The sequence below is a fragment of the Arthrobacter sp. R3-55 genome (assembly GCF_054161505.1).
The window spans coordinates 2,842,892-2,863,626 of sequence record NZ_CP096423.1 but is presented as its reverse complement, the minus strand read 5'-3'; the positions used below and the strand labels follow the sequence as shown (position 1 = coordinate 2,863,626).

The following is a 20,735-nucleotide window of genomic DNA, read 5'->3' as shown; positions in this document are numbered from 1 at the left end:
TTGCGGCACTAGGCCGAAAGCGTGGCGTCCAGGGTGATCTCGATGCTGGCAAGCGCGCCGGACACAGGGCACCCCGTCTTCGCGTCTTCGGAAATGCGGCGGAAGTCTTCTTCGGACAGGCCAGGTACCTTTGCGGTCATGGTCAAGTGGCTGCCGGTGATGCCGGTGCCGGGAACGAACGTGACATCGGCCTTGGTGTTGACTTCCTCGGCAGTGAATCCTTCACCTGCGAGGGCGTGGCTGAAAGCCATGGAGAAGCATGCGGAGTGGGCCGCGGCGATCAGTTCTTCCGGGCTGGTCTTTCCGCCGGACTGTTCGGTGCGCGCCTTCCACGTGACATCGAACGTGCCCAGGCCTGAGCTGTCCAGCGTCGTGTTCCCGGCGCCTTCGATCAGGTTGCCGTTCCAAACCGTGTGTGCGGTGCGTGTTGCTGCCATGTCCACTCCTTGGGGTCGTTGTGAGTCGGCATCCAGCCTGAGGCAGGTGCCACCGGTTCCATCCTAGGGATTTGCCCGTGTGACCGCACGGCCATTCCGCTGTCAGTGGATTGTGACCCGGTGTTGGGAAGGGATCAGTTCCAGAGAGTGGCGATGGCGATGTTAATCAAGGCAAGGCCGCCTACGCCATGAGCCAACCCGGTGGACACAGGCTCACCCTTCTTGACCTTGCGGGAGCCGATGACGGCCAGGACTGCCACGGCGGCGCCAATGGCGAACTTGATCCCGAGCTTGAAGTAGTTGGGGTCGGCGTCAGGGAGCAAGGGGAACAGGCCCATCATGGCAATACCGGTCAGCAGCTGCAGGAAGGCGCCATCTCGCTGACGCGGGTGAATGGTGGGTTCCTTGATGGTGGCGATCCAGTAGCCCACAATCATGGCCGCGCCGACGATGTGCAAGAACACCAGGATGCTGAAGAGAATACTCATGGCCCCAGCTTATCGAGTTGGTTCTACGTCCCGTAGCAAAGCCACGCGGGGTGGTTAAAGCAAGGGGCAGGTCACCGGATTCCGGCAACCTGCCCCTTCATGCCAAAGACGAACCTTGGCGCTAGGCCTTACAGGCCCAGATCAGCTTCAAAAGCACCTTCCTCAAGGCGGGCCTTGAGGGTCTGCAGGAAGCGGCCTGCATCGGCGCCGTCCACCAAGCGGTGGTCGTACGTCAGGGAGAGGTACATCATGGAGCGGATGGCGATCGAGTCGTCACCATTCTCGTCGGCAACCACTACGGCGCGCTTGACGATCGCGCCGGTTCCGAGGATGCCCACCTGCGGCTGGTTGATGATCGGGGTGTCGAACAGTGCGCCAACAGAACCGATGTTGGTGATGCTGAACGTGCCGCCGGACAGCTCATCCGGGCCGATCTTGCCGTCGCGGGTACGGCCTGCGACGTCAGCGATCTTGCCGGCGAGCCCCGCAAGGTTCAGGTTGCCGGCGTCGGAGATGACCGGGACAAGGAGGCCCTTGTCGGTGTCGACGGCGATCGCCAGGTGCTCGGCGTTGTGGTAGGTGATTTCCTGCTTGGATTCGTCGTAGGCAGCGTTCAGCTTGGGGTGCTGCTTCAGTGCTTCTGCGACAGCCTTTGCGATGAACGGCAGGAAGGTCAGCTTGACGCCGTTCTGGGCCTGGAACTGGTTCTTGGCCTTGAGGCGGAGCTTGGCGATCTTGGTCATGTCGACCTCGTGCACCTGCGTCAGCTGGGTGGAGACCTCAAGGGACTCGCGCATGCGGCGGGCGATGACCTGGCGGATACGCGGTGCCTTCTCCGTGGTGCCACGAAGCGAGGATGCAACTACTGGCGCGGCAGCCTTGGCAGCGGGAGCAGCCGCAGGAGCCGATGCTGCGGGAGCAGCGGCAGCCTGCTTGGCTTCGGCGGCGGCAATAACATCCTGCTTGCGGATACGGCCACCGACGCCGGTGCCGGAGACGGATGCGATGTCCACACCGTGCTGGTTGGCGAGCTTGCGGACCAGGGGAGTGACGTAGCCGGATTCCGAGGAACCTTCACTGGCCGGGGCCGAAGCGGGTGCAGGTGCTGCTGCGGGGGCCGGAGCAGCTGCAGGAGCCGGAGCAGCTGCGGGTGCCGGGGCGGCGGCCGGAGCCGGTGCTGCGGGTGCGGCGGCCGGGGCGGGGGCAGCCGGCGCTTCTGCGGCAGGAGCTGCCGGTGCGGGTGCTGCAGCAGGTGCTGCTGCGCCGGAACCGATGATGGCCAGGACTGAGCCAACCTCGGCAGTCTCATCCTCGTTGACGCGGATCTCCTGCAGGGTTCCTGCAACCGGCGACGGGATTTCGGTGTCCACCTTGTCGGTGGAGACCTCCAGGAGGGGCTCGTCCACCTCCACGGTGTCCCCTACAGCCTTGAGCCAGCGGGTGACGGTACCTTCGGTGACGCTCTCGCCCAGGGCGGGGAGGGTTACTTCGTGGCCTTCGCCGCTGGAAGCGGCGGGGGCCTCGGCGGCAGGTGCTTCCTCTGCTGCAGCTGCGGCAGGAGCTTCCTGAGCCGGTCCTGCTTGCTCTGCGGGAGCAGGTGCTTCCTCGGCCGGTGCAGCTTCGGCAGCAGGAGCGGCAGAGCCGGAACCGTCGCCAATGCGGACCAAGGGGGCACCAACTTCAGCCGTCTCGTCTTCAGCGACGAGGATTTCTTCGATGACGCCTGAGATCGGAGAAGGGATTTCGGTGTCTACTTTGTCGGTTGAAACCTCGAGCAGCGGCTCGTCGATCTCTACCCGGTCACCAACCTGCTTGAGCCAGCGGGTGACGGTTCCTTCGGTGACACTCTCACCGAGGGCGGGCAAGTTAACGGATTCAGACATGTCGTCCCCGTTCTCCTTATTGATCTTTGTGCGGATGAATTCTGCTGGTCCGGGCCGGGTGCATCCGGCAGATTCCGCTGCATGCACCCGACCCGTTTGTCTTGGGTAAAGACTTAGCCGTGGAGCGGCTTGCCCGCGAGGGCGAGGTGGGCTTCGCCCAGTGCTTCGTTCTGGGTGGGGTGGGCGTGAACCAGCTGGGCCACGTCCTCCGGGTAGGCTTCCCAGTTCACGATCAGTTGGGCTTCGCCGATCTGCTCACCGATTCGGGAGCCGATCATGTGGATGCCCACCACGGGGCCGTCCTTCTGGCGAACAAGTTTGACGATGCCGCCGGTACCGAGGATGGAGCTCTTGCCGTTGCCGGCGAGGTTGTATTCCTGGGTCTGGACCTGGTCATCGCCGAACTTCTCTTTGGCGGCCTTTTCGGTGTAGCCGACGGTGGCGATTTCAGGCTCGCAGTAGGTGACCTTGGGGATGTTGATGTCCTCGACGATTGCCGGGTTCAGGCCGGCAATTTCCTCGGCGACGAAGATGCCCTGCTGGTAGCCGCGGTGTGCGAGCTGGACACCGGGGACGATGTCGCCCACAGCGTAGATGTTGCCGACGCCGGTGTGGAGGCGCTCGTTGGTGATGACGAATCCGCGGTCGATGGTGATGCCGGCTTCTTCGTAGCCCAGGTTGGCGGTGACGGGGCCACGGCCAACAGCTACGAGGAGGAGGTCGGCTTCGAAGGTCTGGCCGTCCACCAACGTGACCTTTACGCCGTCGTCTTTCTGCTCGACACCCTGGAAGAAGATGCCCGTGGTGAACTTGATGCCGCGCTTCTTGAAAGCCCGCTCGAGGTTCTTGACGATCGAGGCGTCCTCGTTGGGAACCAAGGAGGGGAGGCCTTCGATAATGGTGACGTCCACGCCGAAGGACTTCCATACGGAGGCGAATTCGACGCCGATGACGCCGCCGCCGAGGACGATCGCGCTCTTGGGGATGTAGTCCATGGTCAAGGCCTGGTCAGAGGTGATGACCTTGCCGCCGATTTCCAGGCCAGGCAGGGAGCGCGAGTAGGAACCGGTTGCCAGGACAATGTTCTTACCCGTGTAGGAAGTGCCGTTGACGACCACCGTGTTATTGCCCTGGAGCTTGCCTTCACCCTCGATGACGGTGATGCCCTTGGACTTGATGAGTCCCTGGAGGCCCTTGTACTTACCGGCGATGATGCCGTCCTTGTACGCGTTCACGGCCGGCATGTCGATGCTGTCGAGCGTGACGTTCACACCATACTTGGCGGAATCGCGTGCATGGTCGGCCAGTTCGGCCGAGTGCAGGAGTGCCTTGGTGGGGATACAACCGTTGTGCAGGCAGGTTCCGCCGAGCTTTGCCTTTTCCACAAGGCCAACGGTGAACCCAAGCTGTACGGCCCGCAGGGCAGTGGCGTAGCCGCCGCTGCCGCCACCGAGTACCAGGATGTCGAATTCTTGCGCAGTTGCCTGATCGGCCACTAAAACGCTCCCTCGCGTGAATGATGACACGGGACTGCGTGCCATCTGGTCTTTGGAACTTGTTCTGCCGTGATTATGCCAGCACCTAAGTTCTCTTGCATTTGTGACTATCGAGTTCACCTTAGCGAACCACCTACCCATGCTCCACCCTCTGCGGGTGTTTGTGGAGCGCTTGTGTCGAGACTCACGTTCACTTGTGACACAGCGCTACACGCCGCATAATTCCGGGGTTGCGCGGCCCTTGCGGGGGTCTCCGGCAAGGGTCGCGCAGCCCGGATGGGCAAGGTGGTGCAGCTTAGGCGGGAGCTGCGAGCAGATCCTCAGCGTAGGCAACCAGGGTGCGGACAGTGCATCCTGTTCCCTGCTTGGGGGTGTAGCCGTAGGGGCTGCCGTTATTGAACGAGGGACCTGCAATATCGACGTGGGCCCACGGGATCTGCTGACCGTCCCCGTTCTTGCCAACGAATTCCCGCAGGAAAACGGCCGCGGTCATCATGCCGCCGTTGCGCTCACCGATATTGGCAAGATCTGCCACCTGGGAGTCAAGGCTGGGGCGCAGTTCTTCCGGCAACGGCATGGGCCAGACCAGCTCGCCAGCCCTGTCAGCTGCCGACTTCAAAGCTGCAGTGACAGAATCGGAGCCCATCACACCTGCCGTGCGCAGTCCCAGTGCTATGAGCTGCGCACCGGTCAGCGTGGCGACGTCAATGATGGCGTCCGGCTTCTCCAGGCTGGCAGCGACGAGCCCGTCGGCCATGACCAGGCGCCCCTCGGCGTCGGTGTTAAGGACCTCGACGGTCTTGCCGCCGTAGATGGTGAAGACGTCTGCAGGCCGGGCCGCAGCCCCGGAGGGCATGTTCTCCGCAATGCAGAGCCACGCAGTTGCCTTGATGTTCAGGCCAAGCGAAGCGATGGCCAGGACGGTATTAAGCACGACGGCGGCGCCCGCCATATCGCTCTTCATGTCGCCCATGCCGAGCGCCGGCTTGATGGAGATACCACCGGTGTCGAAGGTGATGCCCTTGCCAACGAGGGCGATCTTCCTGGTGGCCTTGGCCGGCGCATATTCCACCTTCACCAGGCGGGGCTGGCGGGTTGAACCCTTGCCGACGCCCAGGATGCCGCCAAAGCCTTCTTTTTCAAGCCGCTTCTCGTCCCAGACTGTGACCTTGACGGGCAGGCCCTTGCCGAGTTCCTTTGCGGACTCGGCAAAGGATTCCGGATAGAGGTGGCTGGGAGGCTGGTTGACCAGGGTCCTGGTGGCGTTCACGGCGCGGGCAACAACGGCAGCCCGATCCAGTGCCGGCTGAGCGTCTTTGGGATCCACATCGGTGAAAATCAACGCTTTGGCTACGGGGGCCTTCAATCCGTCCTTGCTGGAACGGTGCTCCGTGTAGGAGTAGGCACCCAGGGCTGCGCCTTCGGCGATAGCAGCCACATCGGCCACGCTGGTGGTCGGGAATGCCAAGGTTACTGACGTAAGGCCGGCCAGCTGGCGGACGGCAGATCCCGCGGCGCGACGCAGGGCCTCCTCGGCAAGACTGCCGGACTCCGACAATTTGCCCACGCCGGCGAGGACCAGGATTCCCGAGCCGGTCTCCGGCAAGCCGGGAAGCCGGTGTGCCTGGTCGGCTGCACCGGTGATCCCCAGCAATTTGAGGGAGCCCGCAACAGACTCAGCTGCCTTTGCGCTCAGGGGATTCGGAAGCAGCACCGGCCCATCGGCGCCTTGCGCAATTCCAATCACCAGTGCGTCGCTGGGGGACTTTTTCAGGTCCTTGGCGATGATGCCCAGGATGATGTCAGTAGTCTTGACCACGAGGATGTTGCCTCACTTCTCTCTGCATTGCTTGGCTGGGCCGCATGTTTGGCGACCTGCCCCGGTACACGCCCGACGTCCTCTACCGACGGCGGACTTGGTCTTCAGGGGCCGGTGTCGGAAGAGGATACCGGCCCGTTTCGATCGTAGTCTCTTGGGCGCTGCGGACAGCAATTAAATGAGAGCTGCAGCACATCCGGTGCAGGAATGCCCTTTGGAGCTGCAGCGTTGTAAGGATTAATGGAATCCCGCAGCAACGCCCAGAGGCCCCGTTGGTGCCATGTGGCCGGTACCCCCGGGACCTCCCCCTACTTTGTCATTGCGAAAGGAACACGCCGTGTTTGAACGGATATCCGGCTCCCTCCTGGACCCCGAATCGCTGTACGCGCGAAACATCGAAACCTTCCACAGCCCTGCGCTGCGCGGGCTGAACATGGTGATGGGGTTCACCGGTTTTGCCGACGCCGGTCACGTGGTTCGGCAGATCAACGCCGAGCTGCTGGACGAGCTCGACGCCGAGGTGGTGGCCATGTTCGACGCCGACCAACTGATCGACTACCGTTCCCGGCGCCCGCACATCAGCTTCGTGGAAGATCACGTACAGGATTACCAGGCCCCCAAGTTGGGTCTTTACAAGTTGACCGACGGACTCGGCCAGCCGTTCCTGTTGCTGGCTGGTTTCGAACCGGACCTGCAGTGGGAACGGTTCTCGCGGGCCGTCGTCGGGATCGTTGAAGAGCTGGACGTCAACCTGGTCACCTGGATCCATTCCATTCCGATGCCCGTGCCGCACACGCGGCCGGTGGGAGTGACCGTTCATGGCAACCGCCCCGATCTCATTGAGGGCATTTCCAGCTGGAAGCCCACCGTGGATGTTCCCGCGGCCATAGGGCACATCCTCGAACTGCGTCTGACGGAGGCGGAGCGCAACGTTGCCGGGTATGTCATCCACGTTCCGCATTATTTGTCGGAAGCGGAGTACCCTCCGGCGGCCGTCGCGGGTTTGGAGTATCTGGGCGCGGCGACGTCACTGATGCTGCCGACCGATCGACTCCGCGAAGCCGGCCGTGAAGTGGGCCGTCAGATCGCCGAACAGATCGAAGCCTCCGAGGAAGTGCAAGCCGTGGTCACCAATCTGGAGTCGCGCTACGACGAGAAATCCGAGGGCGTGGTCCGCCGATCGCTGCTTGCGGACGAGAACGATGAACTGCCCAACGCTGAGGATATCGGTGCTGCTGTTGAGGCGTATCTGGCCCGTAAGGACTCGCCACAATAAATCAGCTTTCAGATGCTGCCGGGCATAATTGAGGGGTGAATGCACCCCGCGCCTGGCTCATCTGGACGATTGGCGTGTTCGCCTACCTGGTGGCGGTGGCGCAACGAACGTCCTTCGGCGTGGCTGGATTGGAAGCAACCGAGCGGTTCCATGCCAGTGCTGCAGCCATTTCCTTCTTCACTGTGCTTCAGCTCCTGGTCTATGCGGGGCTGCAAATTCCGGTAGGCGTCCTGGTGGACAGGTTTGGTTCACGGGCCATGATCGCCGGGGGAGCGGTGCTCATGGGGTTGGGCCAACTGCAGCTCGCCTTTGCGGACAGTGTGCCCGGGGGCGTGCTGGGCCGCGTCCTGGTGGGTGCCGGTGATGCCATGACCTTCATTTCGGTGATCCGCCTGGTGCCGTTGTGGTTTGCCCCTGCCAAGGTTCCCTTGGTCACCCAGCTCACCGGAATGTGCGGACAGCTGGGACAGCTTTTCAGTGTGGTTCCCTTTGCGCTTCTCCTTCATACCGCGGGGTGGACCCCCGCGTTCCTGACCCTGGCCGCGATGTCCGTACTGGCAGTCGTGCTGGTCCTGGCCATGCTGCGTGATGCTCCTCCCGGGCATCCACCCAGGGAATCCGGCCAGGGCTTGAGGGCCACCGGCGTCTCCTTGTCCCGTGCTTGGAAGCAACCGGGGACGCGACTGGGTTTGTGGAGCCACTTCACCGTCCAGTTCAGCGGAAACCTCTTCGCCATGACCTGGGGCTATCCGTTCCTGCTCTCGGCCCAAGGCCTGGATGCCGGAACCGTGTCCGCTCTGATGGCCCTTTTCGTCGCCACCGCAATCATCGGCGGACCGGGCTTTGGACGCTTCGTCTCCAAGCACCCCATGCGAAGATCAGCGATGGTTCTCCTGATCACTTCAGCCACTGCGTTGGTGTGGGCTGCCGTGCTCCTTCTGCCGGACAGGGCTCCACTGTGGATGCTGGTGATCCTGGTGGTGGTGCTGGCCGTCGGAGGTCCGGGCTCCATGATCGGTTTCGACTTTGCCCGGACCTTCAATCCCTCGCACCGGATCGGAACCGCAACCGGAATTGTGAACGTTGGCGGCTTCATTGCCGCACTTGTTGCGATCTACCTCATCGGCCTCGTATTGGACCTGCTGAATGCGAGCGGTTTCTCGGGTGGCGATCTGTATGGCCTTGCTCCTTTCCGCATAGCCCTCAGCGTGCAGTTCCTGCTTTTGGGTCTGGGAACGATCCTTATCCTGGTGACACGGCGCAAAGTCCGGCGGCAGATGGCGGCCCAAGGGATTCATGTACAGCCGCTGGTGGCAACGCTTGCGAAGCAGCGACGTGAGCGCCTGGAGCGACGGCGGGAAGGCCGTTCCGGTGCCGCTAAGGAGCGCTAGAGAATCTGCCACTTCTGCCAAGGCCATGTTTTGACGGGCTTTTCCACATAGGCAAGGTGGGGCCTGTTTCGGCCGGTCGGGGATGAGCAGGCTGGATGCATGACCACCAAGCGAACATTGAGCATCCACCGACCCGAAGACATCCTTGGCTACATCCCGCATATGCTCGGCTATTGGCCGGAAGACAGCCTCGTTGCCATCACACTGCAGGGGAAAATCCTGGGGGCAACACTGCGGGTGGACTTGCCGTCACGGCGGACACCGCAGGCCCTTGCCGGCTTCGCGGAGCAGATCCGCCACTACCTCGTGGCGGATGAGGCCGCCAACGGTGTGGTGCTGGCGGTCTACAGTGAGGCCGGTTGGGCTAACGGCGCCGTGGTCGAGCAGGCGATGCCACTGCTGGAAGCCTTGCAGCTTCACCTCGACGAAGTGGACATGTCGGTGAGGGACGCCTGGTTGATCGGCCCCGAGTATTGGCGCAGCGCCTTCTGCGAGGATGAAGAGTGTTGCCCGGATCCCGGACTTCCCCTTGCGCGCATCAAGGACAGCCAGCTGAACGCTGAGCTCGTGTACCAGGGGAGCGCTGTTGGTCCGTCTCCACGGGCATCGAAAGGACTACCTTCGTTCGTCAGGACAGGACCACTCGATCCGGCCGTCCAGGAGGCAGAGTCCCGCTTCGGGGATCGCATCCTGGGCCTGTGGCGGAGCGAACGCTGCCTGGACTCTGTCCTGGCGGTATGGCATCACGTCCTCGCCAGGGGCGAACGAGGGGATCGTTTGCAGCCGCAAACCGATGCGGAACTCATGGGGTTTCTCAGGACCACGCTGAAGGTGCCGGCGTGGAGGGACGCTGTGGTGGTGATGGCGGCAGCCGGCCTCGACTCTGCAAGATCCGGCGCTGTTTCCTTTGGGCTATTCAGCGATGACGAACCGTTTGCATCGCCGTTCGATCTTTCCGAGCTCGGTATTCCGGCCTCCGAAGACGTACCTCCGGCTCCAGTGCCGCGTGGTTCCGCTGCCCGGGCGGACGTCTTTACCTATGGCGATGTCTTGTTGGGATTGCGCCCGGACACGCCCAGCTGGAGCCAGGTTGATGCGTTGCATCATGTACTCGCCGGGCTGTGCGTGGAAGAGGAATCGGGAGAAGTGGCTGCCGCGGTGTTCACGCTTCAAGGGTGGATATCGTGGTGCAAGGGCAGTGGTTCCATCGCCCATGCCTGCCTTGTCCGTGCTGAGGCAGCCCGTCCTGGTTATCGACTTGCCGGACTTTTGATGGACGTCCTGGGCCAGGGAACTGTTTGTCGTTGGGCCAGCCGCCCTGGTTCGGCGTGGCGGGGGTCCCGGCAAGCTCTTATATAGCAAGCCTGCACCTGCGTTGGGGGAATACATCAGGCGTAGGTTTCGCAAAACCGTGAGACAATGGATGCCGAGACCCGGTTGGGTCCGCGTTTGAATGCCTGCTTTGGCCCGGAAACGGGAACAAAACAGCGTTGTCGGGAGTTCTATCTACAGACTCTGCAGACGGCGATCGCATTTGAAATTGATCGCGGACTTGACAGGGTCATAGTGGTGTTGCCCGTATGGTGATTCCACAGACCGCCGCTAGAAAGGTTTTCTGTGACTCCGTCTTCCGTCGAGAAGGAACCCGCCGCCCAGGCCGAATTGACCGCTGAGGAAAAGAAAGCGGCCACGTCGGCAAAGCGCGCGGCCACACGCGCTGCCAACAAGGCCTCAGAGGGTGACTCTGACAAGCCCGCTCCCAAGAAGCGTGGACCCAAGCCCGGCGCGAAGGCCGCCGCTGAGGCCGCGAACAAGTCCGGCTCCGACTCCGAGGACGCCGCTGCCGAGGACGAAGACTTTGATCCTGCTGCAGCGGAAGAAGTCGAAGTCGGTGAAGATGACACCGAGGATGGCGCGGTTGCCGCGAAGGACAAGCCCGCTCCCTCCGGCTCGGGATTCGTTTACTCCGACGCCGACGACGACGACGCCCCGGTCCAGCAGGTCATGTCCGCTGGTGCAACGGCAGACCCCGTCAAGGACTACCTGAAGCAAATCGGCAAGGTCGCCCTGCTGAACGCCGAGCAGGAAGTGGACCTCGCGCTTCGTATCGAAGCAGGCCTTTTTGCCGAGGAAAAGATCAACGCCGACGACGGATCCATGGATCCCAAGCTCAAGCGTGAGCTCGAGTTCGTCATCCACGACGGAAAGCGTGCCAAGAACCACCTGCTCGAGGCCAACCTCCGACTCGTGGTCTCCCTTGCCAAGCGTTACACGGGCCGTGGCATGCTCTTCCTGGACCTGATCCAGGAAGGCAACCTTGGCCTGATTCGTGCGGTGGAGAAGTTCGACTACACCAAGGGCTTCAAGTTCTCCACGTACGCCACGTGGTGGATCCGCCAGGCCATCACCCGTGCCATGGCAGACCAGGCGCGCACCATCCGTATTCCTGTGCACATGGTCGAAGTCATCAACAAACTGGCACGTGTGCAGCGCCAGATGCTCCAGGACCTCGGCCGCGAACCAACGCCGGAAGAACTGGCACTGGAACTGGACATGACCCCTGAAAAGGTTGTTGAGGTCCAGAAATACGGACGCGAGCCAATTTCTCTCCACACCCCTCTCGGTGAGGATGGAGACTCCGAGTTCGGTGACTTGATCGAGGACTCGGAAGCTGTAGTTCCGGCCGATGCCGTCAGCTTCACCCTCCTGCAGGAGCAGCTCCACTCGGTACTGGACACCCTGTCCGAGCGCGAAGCCGGTGTAGTGGCCATGCGGTTCGGCCTAACTGACGGACAGCCGAAGACTTTAGACGAAATCGGCAAGGTCTACGGAGTGACGCGTGAGCGTATCCGGCAGATTGAATCGAAGACCATGTCCAAGCTGCGGCACCCGTCCCGCTCGCAGGTCCTCAGGGACTACCTGGACTAAATCTTCCCGCAGTATAAGGAAGCGGCCCCGTCGGATCCCCGACGAGGCCGCTTTTTTATTGATCGGTTGATCGTCTTTGCTAAAACTGTCCTGTTAAAAGCCGCCCTGCTGAGGCCCGGCAGGGATGCTGGGAACTCAGGCTACGGGTAACGCAGGCCGTGTCAATTGCAGCCCCAGGGAAACGCAGCCCCAGGGAAACGCAGACCGCATGAAATGCAAGAAGGCCCCTCCATGGTGGGAGGGGCCCTCTTGTCTGCTCAACGCAATACTTTATATATCAGGGGAGTCCGGCTACGCGGGCTGCCCTGCCTAGTCGACGGGGACGGGCGCCTTCTCGTTGAGGCGCTCGGTCTCATCGTGCCAGTCGGAAGTCATAGGCCGGAGCGTAGCTTCTACTGCACGTGCGTGGTGGCCGCAGAAGAGCAGCTCACCCCCGGAGGACTCGAGTACAACGCGGACATATGCTTGGGCTCCGCAACGATCGCACCGGTCAGCTGCGTTTAGCGTGCGGTCTGCAACTGCTGTTGTCATGTCGGCCTCCTTAGTAGTTCTGTACATCCATATAACCAGCATTCGACGCAGATCCATGGCAAGGATGGGTCACTTTCGCTGTCCGCGTATCACATGTGCGTAACGTAACCATGCAGCTTGGGCGGTGCCGGGAGTGGCAACCCATGGCAGGGGGCCGGCCGGGCTAGCCTAGTATTGGCAGAGTTTGCCTTGAAATACCAGCAAAAAATGGCTGGGCAGCATCCTTGGATACACCCTGAGATATACCCCGAAGGAGCACACCGCGAGTGGCACCGAGTTCTGAATACAACGCCCGGCATCTGTCTGTCCTTGAAGGCCTGGAAGCCGTCCGGAAACGCCCGGGCATGTACATCGGTTCCACCGACTCACGCGGGCTCATGCACTGCCTGTGGGAAATTATCGATAACGCCGTTGATGAAGCGCTGGCGGGCTTCGGCCATGACATCAAAGTGATCTTGCACGCCGATAACTCCGTGGAAATCCATGATGACGGCCGTGGTATTCCCGTGGATGTTGAACCCAAAACCGGCCTGTCCGGCGTCGAAGTGGTCTTCACCAAGCTGCATGCGGGCGGCAAGTTCGGCGGCGGTTCCTACACCGCATCCGGCGGTCTGCATGGGGTTGGTGCATCCGTGGTCAACGCACTGTCGAGCCGGCTGGACGTTCAAGTGGACCGAGGCAGCAAGACGTACCAGATGTCCTTCCGTCGGGGCGAGCCTGGCCGGTTCGTTGACTCTGGGTCCAAGCCTGGTCCTGAGGCGCCGTTTGAGCCCTTCGTTGAGAACTCCGTGCTGGACGTGGTGGGCAAGGCAAAGCGCGGTGTGACGGGAACGCGTGTCCGCTACTGGGCAGACCGGCAGATATTCACTCCCGATGCCAAGTTCTCCTACGACGACCTCGCCGCGAGGGCGCGCCAGACATCCTTCCTGGTCCCCGGTTTGAAGATTACTGTCCGCGACGAACGCAAGCTGGCCGGAACGCCGGGTGAGAACGGCGCGCACGAGGAAGTGTTCCACCATGACGGCGGCATCTCGGAGTTCGTCGAATTCCTTGCCGCGGACGCCGGAGTCACCGATGTCTGGCGGCTCCACGGCTCCGGGAAGTTCAAGGAAACCGTCCCGGTACTCGATGACAACGGTCATAGCAAGATCGCGGAAGTCGAACGCGATTGCGAAGTCGATATCGCCCTGCGCTGGGGGATCGGCTACGAGACCACCATGCGCAGCTTCGTCAACATCATTGCCACCCCCAAGGGCGGCACCCACCAGTCGGGCTTCGAAGCTGCCCTGCTAAAGACATTCCGCAAGGCCGTGGAAACGAACGCCCGCAAGCTCAAGGCCGGCAATGACAAGATCGAGAAGGATGACATCCTTGCAGGTCTCACCGCTGTCCTGACTGTCCGGCTTGCCGAGCCGCAGTTTGAGGGTCAGACCAAAGAGATCCTGGGTACCTCGGCGGTACGGGCCATCGTGGCCAAGGTCGTGGAAAAAGAGATCACCGGCCGGCTTAACTCGGCCAACCGCAACGACAAAGCGCAATCTGCACTCCTGCTGGAAAAGATGGTCAGCGAGATGAAGTCGCGCATCTCAGCGCGGGTTCACAAAGAAACGCAGCGCCGCAAGAATGCCTTGGAAACCTCGTCGATGCCGACGAAACTGGCCGATTGCCGGACTGACGATGTTGCCCGTTCAGAGCTGTTCATTGTTGAAGGTGACTCCGCACTCGGAACAGCCAAACTCGCCAGGTCCTCGGATTTTCAGGCCTTGCTTCCTATCCGGGGAAAGATCCTGAACGTCCAGAAAGCATCCGTGGGCGATATGTTGTCCAACGCCGAGTGCGCGGCGTTGATCCAGGTGGTCGGTGCCGGCTCGGGTCGCAGCTTCGACCTTGACGCCGCCCGCTACGGCAAGGTCATCCTCATGACCGACGCCGACGTGGACGGTGCCCATATCCGTACCCTGTTGCTGACCTTGTTCTTCCGCTACATGAGGCCCATGGTGGAGGCGGGACGCGTCTTTGCCGCTGTTCCGCCCCTGCACCGGGTCGAAGTAATCAATCCAGGCCAAAAGGCCAATGAGATGATCTACACCTACTCCGAGGCTGAACTTCATGTCCTCCTGGCCAACCTCGCCAAGGAAGGCAAGCGTTATAAAGAGCCCATCCAGCGGTACAAGGGTTTGGGTGAAATGGATGCCCAACAACTGGCGGAGACCACCATGGATCCACGGCACCGGACCCTGCGGAAGGTTGGCATTGAGAGTGCCCAACGGGCGGAAGAGGTTTTCGACCTTCTGATGGGCTCGGATGTCGCGCCGCGCAAGGAGTTCATCATTGCCGGGGCGGCCACCCTGGACAGGGAACGCATCGACGCCTAGCTGGCCGCGGGGGGAGTGGCGGTTTCCTTGGTTCCGGGTGCGGCGAAGGCTGTGAGCCCCACCAGCAGTGCAAGGGCTCCCAATCCCCAAGGGAGCCCGGCTGCCACGGCGATTCCGCCCACCAGCAAGGGACCTCCGGCGTCGCCAAGTTCCCGTCCCAGTTCGGCTGATCCCATGGTCCTTCCCATTCGTTCGGAGGGGGTCGAGTCGGCCAGGTGCGCAAACGCCAGGGGAGTGGAAACGCCTATTCCTGTGCCTATCAGGGCGGCGGCCAAGTAGATCCACGCCGCTCCCGGAAGGATGCCGGCCATGAGTGTGCCCCCTGCGATGCAGAGCAAGCCTGCCACCATGCCCGGTTTGTCGCTGAGGCGGCCTTGGTCCCGGAGCCTGCCGATGCGCGGTTGTATCAGTGACGAGGCCAGAGCCAGCACCGTCACAACTGCCACACTTCCGGCGGTGCCAAGGCCTTCGCGTGCCGCGAGGGCAGGCAGGAATCCAACGGCTGCCCCGAGGGCCCCAGTGGCCGCAGCAAGGACCAGAGTAGGGCCAAGGAAGGACCTCTCGGTGCTCTGCCGCCACACGTCCACAATGGTGTAGCGGGGCCGGGGAAGCGGTGCCAGGGCTGGAACTGCAACCGCAGCCCATGCCGCAACGAGGAAGCCCAGGGCGGACAGGACCCCGAACAAGAGGGCGAAACCGCCACTGATGATGGCAACAGCTCCCAGCAGCGGCCCTATCGCGTAGCCGAGTCCCTTCCACGAGCCGTATCGTCCAAAATATTGTCCGGTGTTCTTGCCCGAGAGGCGGGCCACGGTGGCCGATGACGCCGGTGAAAATGCCGATGCCGCCATGCCCTGCCCCAGCCGCGCAGCCGCCAGCATGGCAGGCTGGTCCGCCCACAACCCGATCAGTGAGGCCGCGGAGAAAGCCAAAAGACCGCCCACGATGACCGGTTTTGGCCCTATCCGGTCGCTCAAGGCGCCAAACACCGGCTTCAGGAACACTTCAGCGATGTCGTACAGGGCCAGCAGGAAACCCAAGGCGAGCAGGCTCAATCCAATATCCGCGCTCTCCGCACCCAAGCCGGCAGCAACGGCATGGGCGCCGAAAGCGGTGGTAAATCCTGCCGCGTAGAGCGGCCAGCGCTGGGTTGCCCTGACAGGGAGTGGTGCGTCATAGGTGGGTTTCACGCTTCACAATGTAACAGCTGCTACATTCGTCACTGTGATTGACGAGCAATGGTTACTGATCCTGGTCCAGGTGCCCGCCCAGCCTTCCAGGCATAGGGTGGCGGTTTGGCGGGAACTCCGGCGTATGGGGGCCGTTCCCTTGTCGCCCGGAACCTGGGTGCTCCCCGCTCATCCGGCCTTTGACGAGGGACTGAAAAGAGCGGAGTCCTTGGTGGCGAAAGGTGATGGCTCCTGGACCTTGGTGGACGCCTCGCCCCGTGGCGGGGCTGAGACCTTCCGCAGCGCTTTCAAAACTGCCCGGCTCGAAGAATGGGCTGAGTTCAGCGCCGACTGTGGCAAATTTGAGCTCGAGATCGCTAAAGAGATTTCCCGGGGCAAATTCACTTTCGCCGAACTCGAAGAAGAGGAGCAAAGCCTGGAGCGCTTGCGGCGTTGGTACCGTGAGTTGAAGTCGCGTGACGTCCTGCATTTGCCCCAGGCGGGGGATGCCGCTGCCCGGGTGGCGCGCTGTGCGGAAGCATTGGAGGCCTATGCTTCCTTGGTCTATGAGGCTTCGCTTCCCGGCTAGCCCAGCAGCCCCGGAACAATCAACAGCGCCGTAGGCACTGCCAGCAGCAACGCGGACACCGCCAGGACCAGGATGCGCAAGCCCGTGGTGAGCGGCGGCTGTGGCGAGAGTAAGCGGCTGACGCGTGACGCCGTCGTGCGCGGTGAGTCGGCGCCGCCTGTGGCGCTGACGGCGTTGCTCTCCACCACGGCGCCGCCGGCATTGAGTGACCCGGTTCCGATGGCAGGTTGGGATGTTCCGCTGGCGACGATTGCGATGGCCTTGATCAGGGTGCCCTTGCTTTCGGTCCGCAGCGCGACGTCATCGGCCAGCATCTCGATCAGGGAGTTAACCGCTGTTTGGGCCAGCCGCGTGGTGGGGAACCAGGGCAGTGCCTGCCGCCAGGCAGCGAAAGCCCACAGCAAGAGGTCATGGCGCTGCGACAGATGCGCATTCTCGTGAATGAGCACAGCCCTGAGCTCGGCCGGTTCCAAGGCTGCCATCAGACCGTCGGAAAGTACCGTGACGGACCGGGCGCCGCCGGGGAGGCAGTAGGCCACGGGGGAGTCGTGGTTGATGACCACGGTTCCGGGGCCGTCGTCGGACGGTGAGGCGAGGAGGGCCAGCAATTCGCGGTGTCGTCGTCGCTGGCGCTCAATCTTGTAGTAGGTCAGCAGCAGGGTGAAGACCAGGTGCGCTGTGAGCAGCGCCGCCGCGGACAGGGCGAAAAGGTGCCAGAAGCCCAATGCCGTGGTGGGTTCGTTGTTGAAGACCATCCCCGCCAGGCTCTTGAGGCCGGCAATGAGGTTGTCGCCGATGGGCTCCAAGCCATAGACCAGCATGGCGCCGATCATGGACAGCCCACCGGCAAGGGCGATCGCCTGCCAAAGCACCATGGCGGTGAACGGCGAGCGTGCCGGCCATTGGGCGCGGGACAGCAGGACGGGCACCGGCCATGCCAAAATCAATGCCAGGACCGCAAGCAGGTATGAGGTCCAGAACATAGTGGCTAATTGTAGCCGAGCAGTTTGCGCAGGGTAGCGGCTTCACTTTCGGTGACGGATCCAATGAAGCGTGCCAGGACGGCCTCGCGGTCCGGAGCGGAGCCCAGGACTTCATGCATCAGTTCGGCGGTGTGGTCCGCGCGGCTGGAAACGGCTTGGTAGCGGTGCGGACGCGTACCGCGCTCACGCTCCACGAGCCCCTTCTTTTCCAGGCGCGACAGGACAGTGAGAACCGTGGTTACGGCCAAGTCCTTGCCCTGATGTCCCGCAGTGCCGTCGCCGGCCTCGGAATCCTGCGCCAAGAGGTCGCGCAGGGTATTGGCAGTTGCAGCCTCCTGGCCTGCCCAGAGCAGATCCATCACTGCCCGTTCCAGTTCCCCAAGACTTGCCATCTATACGTCCCTACCTTCCGCTTCCCGCTGCAGGGTGACTGCTGTCGGGAGCGATGATCCAACATTCCACCATAAATCTACCGCTTTTCAGCTCTTCATTCTACGTGAGGTAGAACTATCGGCGCGCCGTGTCCTGCGGGTAGCCCTTGCGCGTGGGTAACGCCACTTGAAGAATGGGTTTCGTCGCCCGCCATTTGTTCTACACTTTGTAGAAGAGTAGTTTTCTACGCAACGTAGAAGTACCGTCATCGTACTTCGGTCGACCGCACAAAGGACAGCTATGGACGCCTTGGAAATCGCACGCTGGCAATTCGGTATCACTACCGTCTACCACTTCATGATGGTGCCCCTCACTATTGGCCTGGGCCTGGTGGTGGCGATCATGCAGACCATCTGGTACCGCACGGGCAAGCCCGAGTACCTGCGGATGACCAAGTTCTGGGGAAAGCTCTTCCTCATCAACTTCATCATGGGCGTGGCCACGGGCATCGTCCAGGAATTCCAGTTCGGTATGGCCTGGAGTGAGTACAGCCGGTTTGTCGGGGACGTCTTCGGTGCGCCACTGGCCCTGGAAGCCTTGTTGGCGTTCTTTGTGGAATCCACGTTCCTGGGCCTGTGGATCTTCGGCTGGAAGCAACTCAAACGCGGCGTGCACCTGGCCTGCCTGTGGATTGCAGTGATTGGTTCCGTCTTCTCCGCCTACTTCATCATTGTGGCGAACTCGTGGATGCAGCACCCCGTCGGCGTGGAAATGGTGGACGGGCGGCCCGTGATGACAGACGCCTGGGCAGTCTTTACCAACAACACGGCCCTCGTTGCCGTCCCGCACACGCTGTTTGGGGCGCTGGCAGTTGCCGGCGCGTTCCTCCTGGGCATCGCCTGGTACCACCTGTGGCGCCGCCGGCACGATGGCATCGACGTCGTGGACAACAACGGCAAGCTGGTTCCCGGGGAAGCTGCCATCCCGGGCCGGGACAAGTCCGATTACACCGTGTGGATGAAGAGCCTGAGGATCGGTGCAGTTGTGGCCATGATCTCCTTCGCGGGGACCGCCATTACCGGTGACCTGCAGGGCAAGCTGATGTTTGAACAGCAACCCATGAAGATGGCCGCCGCCGAAGCTGCCTGCCACGACGGCACCGGGTTCTCGGTCCTGAGCGTCGGCAACCTCGGCGCCACCAACTGCGATGACATTGTTGCCGTTATTGAAGTACCCGGCATCCTGTCCTTTCTGGCAAAGGGGGACTTCACCACCGAGGTGAAAGGCGTTAACAGCCTGCTGGGCGAGTACAAGGAAAAGTACGGAACCCATCTTCCGGACAATCCGCTGTACGGCGAACGCGCCGGCCAGGAAATCCAGTACGTACCCGTCATGGAAGTGACGTATTGGGGCTTCCGCATGATGATCGGCTTCGGCGGGATCGCTGCGTTCGCCGCCTTGCTGGCTCTCTGGGTGACCCGCAAGGGCGTGGTACCGCAATCGAAGTGGCTGATGCGCCTTGCCGTGTTCGGCATCCTCGCACCCTTCGGCGCCAATGCTGCCGGCTGGATCTTCACTGAAATGGGCAGGCAGCCGTTCGTGGTTGCACCCAATCCGGACATGAACGGCATAGACCAAGTGTTCATGTTTACTGCTGCCGCCGTATCGCCGGGGGTCAGTGCCGGTGAGCTCCTGACCTCCTTGGTGGTCCTCACCGCCATTTACGCCATCTTGCTGGTGGTCGAAGTGAAACTACTGGTCAAGTACATCCGCGGTGGCGTGGCCTCGGCGATGCCGGAACTGGCACACCCGGCCAGTGATACGGACGATGACGACAAGAACGACGACGGTCCGGCCAAGTCCGGCGACGACGTCCTGGCATTCGCCTACTAGGAACAGGGGAAATCTGACAATGGAACTGTTGCCAACCATCTGGTTTGTGGCCATCGCGGTGCTGTGGACCGGTTACCTCTTCCTGGAGGGCTTCGACTTGGGCGTCGGCATGCTGATGAAGCTGTTCGCCCGCAACAACACTGACCGCCGCGTACTGCTGAACACCATCGGCCCTGTGTGGGACGGCAATGAAGTGTGGCTGCTCACTGCCGCCGGAGCCACCTTCGCGGCCTTCCCGCTCTGGTATGCCTCCCTGTTCTCAGCTCTCTACCTCCCGCTCCTGGCAGTGCTGGCCGCGCTGATCTTCCGTGCCGTGGCTTTCGAATACCGCGGCAAAGTGGACTCCCAGCGGTGGCGCAACCGCTGGGACTGGGCGATTGCCGTCGGTTCCTTCGTAGCCGCCTTTGGAATCGGCGCCGCGTTGGCACTGACCACCACCGGGCTGCCCTTGAATGCCAACGGCGACCGCAGTGGCGGCCCGATGTCCTGGTTCAGTGGCTATGCACTCCTCGGCGGCTTCGGTGTGGTGGCGTTCGCCCTGGTGCACGCCTTGGCGTTCCTGGCCCTTAAGACCGACGGCGACGTGCGGCACCGCGCCCGCAGCTGGTTTGTGCGGTTGGTACCGCTCGCAGTGCTGCCGATGTTCGGCTGGATGGTGTCCGTGCAGTTCCTCAGCGGCAAGCCATGGACCTGGGCGCTGGTGGCGGCCGGAGCCGTGGCAGTCATCCTGGCCTGGACGTTGGCCCGGGCGGGGGCAGAAGGACGTGCCTTCGGTGCCCTTGGCGGGTTCATCGTCTGCGCCACTGCTTCAATCTTCGGGGCAGCCTTCCCCGTGGTGATTCCTTCCACACTTGATCCAGCGTTCAACCTGACCATTTCAAACGCCTCATCCTCGGACTACACGCTGGGCTTGATGAGCATCGTGGCGGCCGTGGGACTGCCTTTGGTGATTGCCTACCAGTCCTGGACCTACTGGGTGTTCCGCCGGCGAGTCAGTGCGGCGCACATTCCCGAAGCGCACGGTTTCCTTCCGGCCATTGCTGCCAAGGTCCTGATCTCCAAAGACAACCAGCCGGCCGCCAGCACCAAGGGAGACTAACCGCCT

General features: G+C 62.3%; 17 protein-coding genes. 8 read left to right on the top strand and 9 right to left on the bottom strand.

The window, feature by feature from the left end:
- Positions 1–8: 8 nt before the first annotated feature.
- The 5 genes from M1D51_RS13235 to M1D51_RS13215 all read right to left on the bottom strand — a co-directional run bounded on the left by M1D51_RS13235 (position 9) and on the right by M1D51_RS13215 (position 6,123).
- Entirely contained in the window at positions 9–437 is a 429-nt protein-coding gene (locus M1D51_RS13235; RefSeq protein WP_062067972.1) for an OsmC family protein, read from the bottom strand.
- A 134-nt stretch (positions 438–571) separates the two neighbouring features.
- On the bottom strand, positions 572–925 hold the full coding sequence (locus M1D51_RS13230) for a hypothetical protein (RefSeq protein WP_172321935.1): 354 nt from the start codon (positions 923–925) through the stop codon (positions 572–574).
- 128 nt (positions 926–1,053) lie between these two features.
- A complete protein-coding gene (gene sucB / locus M1D51_RS13225; protein WP_458106817.1) occupies positions 1,054–2,808 on the bottom strand; it encodes a 2-oxoglutarate dehydrogenase, E2 component, dihydrolipoamide succinyltransferase in 1,755 nt (584 codons plus the stop codon).
- 113 nt (positions 2,809–2,921) lie between these two features.
- Entirely contained in the window at positions 2,922–4,304 is a 1,383-nt protein-coding gene (lpdA, locus tag M1D51_RS13220) for a dihydrolipoyl dehydrogenase (RefSeq protein WP_458106816.1), read from the bottom strand.
- 295 nt (positions 4,305–4,599) lie between these two features.
- Positions 4,600–6,123, bottom strand: coding sequence for a leucyl aminopeptidase (locus tag M1D51_RS13215; RefSeq protein ID WP_172321937.1), 1,524 nt, complete (start codon positions 6,121–6,123; stop codon positions 4,600–4,602).
- Between the two features lie 337 nt (positions 6,124–6,460).
- Between M1D51_RS13215 and M1D51_RS13210 the strand changes: the two genes are divergently transcribed.
- The 4 genes from M1D51_RS13210 to M1D51_RS13195 all read left to right on the top strand — a co-directional run bounded on the left by M1D51_RS13210 (position 6,461) and on the right by M1D51_RS13195 (position 11,718).
- The gene (locus M1D51_RS13210) at positions 6,461–7,399 is read left to right on the top strand and encodes a proteasome assembly chaperone family protein (protein WP_172321938.1); all 939 of its coding nucleotides are present in this window, start codon (positions 6,461–6,463) and stop codon (positions 7,397–7,399) included.
- Between the two features lie 35 nt (positions 7,400–7,434).
- Complete coding sequence (locus M1D51_RS13205) at positions 7,435–8,790, top strand: MFS transporter (protein WP_458106815.1); 1,356 nt, start codon at positions 7,435–7,437, stop codon at positions 8,788–8,790.
- A 99-nt stretch (positions 8,791–8,889) separates the two neighbouring features.
- Positions 8,890–10,149 (top strand): DUF4192 domain-containing protein, encoded by a 1,260-nt coding sequence (locus M1D51_RS13200; protein WP_458106814.1) that lies wholly within the window; start codon positions 8,890–8,892, stop codon positions 10,147–10,149.
- A gap of 258 nt (positions 10,150–10,407) precedes the next feature.
- The gene (locus M1D51_RS13195; protein ID WP_172321941.1) at positions 10,408–11,718 is read left to right on the top strand and encodes an RNA polymerase sigma factor; all 1,311 of its coding nucleotides are present in this window, start codon (positions 10,408–10,410) and stop codon (positions 11,716–11,718) included.
- A 309-nt stretch (positions 11,719–12,027) separates the two neighbouring features.
- On the opposite strand, the gene M1D51_RS13190 is transcribed toward M1D51_RS13195, so the two are convergent.
- Complete coding sequence (locus tag M1D51_RS13190) at positions 12,028–12,249, bottom strand: DUF7455 domain-containing protein (protein WP_018778705.1); 222 nt, start codon at positions 12,247–12,249, stop codon at positions 12,028–12,030.
- 266 nt (positions 12,250–12,515) lie between these two features.
- On the opposite strand from M1D51_RS13190, the gene M1D51_RS13185 reads away from it, so the two are divergent.
- Positions 12,516–14,624, top strand: a complete 2,109-nt coding sequence (locus M1D51_RS13185) for a DNA gyrase/topoisomerase IV subunit B (RefSeq protein ID WP_172321942.1) — start codon at positions 12,516–12,518, stop codon at positions 14,622–14,624.
- Here M1D51_RS13185 and M1D51_RS13180 read toward each other — a convergent pair.
- Entirely contained in the window at positions 14,621–15,814 is a 1,194-nt protein-coding gene (locus tag M1D51_RS13180) for an MFS transporter (RefSeq protein WP_458106813.1), read from the bottom strand. The two genes, M1D51_RS13185 and M1D51_RS13180, sit on opposite strands and share 4 nt — an antisense overlap.
- Before the next feature lie 34 nt (positions 15,815–15,848).
- Here M1D51_RS13180 and M1D51_RS13175 point away from each other — a divergent pair, with 34 nt between their 5' ends.
- Positions 15,849–16,382, top strand: a complete 534-nt coding sequence (locus tag M1D51_RS13175; RefSeq protein WP_458106812.1) for a Chromate resistance protein ChrB — start codon at positions 15,849–15,851, stop codon at positions 16,380–16,382.
- Here M1D51_RS13175 and M1D51_RS13170 read toward each other — a convergent pair.
- The gene (locus M1D51_RS13170) at positions 16,379–17,365 is read right to left on the bottom strand and encodes a M56 family metallopeptidase (protein ID WP_172321944.1); all 987 of its coding nucleotides are present in this window, start codon (positions 17,363–17,365) and stop codon (positions 16,379–16,381) included. The genes M1D51_RS13175 and M1D51_RS13170 overlap by 4 nt on opposite strands.
- A 5-nt stretch (positions 17,366–17,370) precedes the next feature.
- The gene (locus M1D51_RS13165; RefSeq protein ID WP_011774471.1) at positions 17,371–17,757 is read right to left on the bottom strand and encodes a BlaI/MecI/CopY family transcriptional regulator; all 387 of its coding nucleotides are present in this window, start codon (positions 17,755–17,757) and stop codon (positions 17,371–17,373) included.
- A gap of 280 nt (positions 17,758–18,037) precedes the next feature.
- Between M1D51_RS13165 and M1D51_RS13160 the strand changes: the two genes are divergently transcribed.
- Both M1D51_RS13160 and cydB read left to right on the top strand, forming a co-directional pair.
- Entirely contained in the window at positions 18,038–19,630 is a 1,593-nt protein-coding gene (locus tag M1D51_RS13160; RefSeq protein ID WP_458106811.1) for a cytochrome ubiquinol oxidase subunit I, read from the top strand.
- Positions 19,631–19,649: 19 nt separating this feature from the next.
- Positions 19,650–20,729, top strand: coding sequence for a cytochrome d ubiquinol oxidase subunit II (gene cydB, locus M1D51_RS13155; protein ID WP_458106810.1), 1,080 nt, complete (start codon positions 19,650–19,652; stop codon positions 20,727–20,729).
- Positions 20,730–20,735: the final 6 nt, after the last annotated feature.

Bases quoted from the DNA above. Each gene is read 5' to 3' on its own strand.
- M1D51_RS13235 (WP_062067972.1), bottom strand. From the start codon at position 437: ATGGCAGCAACACGCACCGCACACACGGTTTGGAACGGCAACCTGATC.
- M1D51_RS13230 (WP_172321935.1), bottom strand. From the start codon at position 925: ATGAGTATTCTCTTCAGCATCCTGGTGTTCTTGCACATCGTCGGCGCG.
- sucB (WP_458106817.1), bottom strand. From the start codon at position 2,808: ATGTCTGAATCCGTTAACTTGCCCGCCCTCGGTGAGAGTGTCACCGAA.
- M1D51_RS13200 (WP_458106814.1), top strand. From the start codon at position 8,890: ATGACCACCAAGCGAACATTGAGCATCCACCGACCCGAAGACATCCTT.
- M1D51_RS13190 (WP_018778705.1), bottom strand. From the start codon at position 12,249: ATGACAACAGCAGTTGCAGACCGCACGCTAAACGCAGCTGACCGGTGC.
- M1D51_RS13170 (WP_172321944.1), bottom strand. From the start codon at position 17,365: ATGTTCTGGACCTCATACCTGCTTGCGGTCCTGGCATTGATTTTGGCA.
- M1D51_RS13165 (WP_011774471.1), bottom strand. From the start codon at position 17,757: ATGGCAAGTCTTGGGGAACTGGAACGGGCAGTGATGGATCTGCTCTGG.
- M1D51_RS13160 (WP_458106811.1), top strand. From the start codon at position 18,038: ATGGACGCCTTGGAAATCGCACGCTGGCAATTCGGTATCACTACCGTC.
- cydB (WP_458106810.1), top strand. From the start codon at position 19,650: ATGGAACTGTTGCCAACCATCTGGTTTGTGGCCATCGCGGTGCTGTGG.